This is a genomic window from Vibrio sp. 03_296, from assembly GCF_002265885.1.
The window spans coordinates 1-831 of record NZ_NPKW01000470.1 but is presented as its reverse complement, the minus strand read 5'-3'; the positions used below and the strand labels follow the sequence as shown (position 1 = coordinate 831).

Annotated in this window: 2 protein-coding genes; one reads left to right on the top strand and one right to left on the bottom strand. The window is 48.4% G+C overall.

From position 1 onward, the window contains the following. The coding region (locus CIK04_RS25475) for a general secretion pathway protein GspB (protein WP_176463428.1) at positions 1–430 on the top strand (430 nt) is incomplete at its 5' end. A 73-nt stretch (positions 431–503) separates the two neighbouring features. Here the strand turns inward: CIK04_RS25475 and CIK04_RS25470 are convergent. Further along, positions 504–831 (bottom strand): TIGR04211 family SH3 domain-containing protein (locus CIK04_RS25470; protein ID WP_128824702.1); only part of this gene is annotated, 328 nt, incomplete at its 5' end.

Below are 831 nucleotides of genomic sequence, written 5' to 3'. Positions count from 1 at the left end.
ACGTGGCCGATCAAACAAGCCCACTTTGGTTGCGAGCCATCAATGTCGAGTGAAGAAAGAAACAGAGGACGAGCGACTGTTTGAAAACCTCGACCTGTCAGGCTTATCGCCAGAGCTGGCGCAAAAAGTCGAAAATGCCTTGCTGGTGGAGACGCAAGCCGATAATTCACCGCAAGTGAGGTCAACGGTTTCAAGGCTCGATTTGAGCGCGGAAAAATGGCATGGGCGCTTGCCTCCACTCAATTTGCAGACACACATGTATTCGAGCGATCCGAAACGTCGCTGGTTGAAGATTAATGGTGCGGAGTTCCATCAAGGTGAGTGGATCGATAACCAGATTCAACTGGTAGAGATTTCAGCGCAGTCGGTGATTGTTGAGTTCAAAGGAGAGCAGATCGAAATTCCAGCGCTCTATGAATGGAAAGGCTAAAGAGAGAGTGAAAAGGGCCATTAGCCTAAGAGTCAGAGAGAAATCGGGCCGCGAATGCGGCCCGATTTGATGTTTATGCCCAGCCTGAGTTGGACTTCTTACGGCGTGGGATCATGTAAGGCAGAATTAAGCCGAACAGAAGACCAATGCCAGCCACACCACCACCGTACATGAAGTATTTCAACAGTAGGTCGTCTTTTTGTGTGTCGAGTTTTGCACGCAGTTGGCGATTTTCCGTTTGTACAGAAGCAAGTTGATCACTGATTTCGCTGTATTTCTTCTCTAGATCTGAAATTTGTTGGTTGCGAGTGTCAAGGGAGTCGACCAAGCCTGCCTTTTCGGTATCGGCATTTTGGCGCGCATTCGCCAATTGAGATTTTACTTCTTTCAGCTCTTTCTCA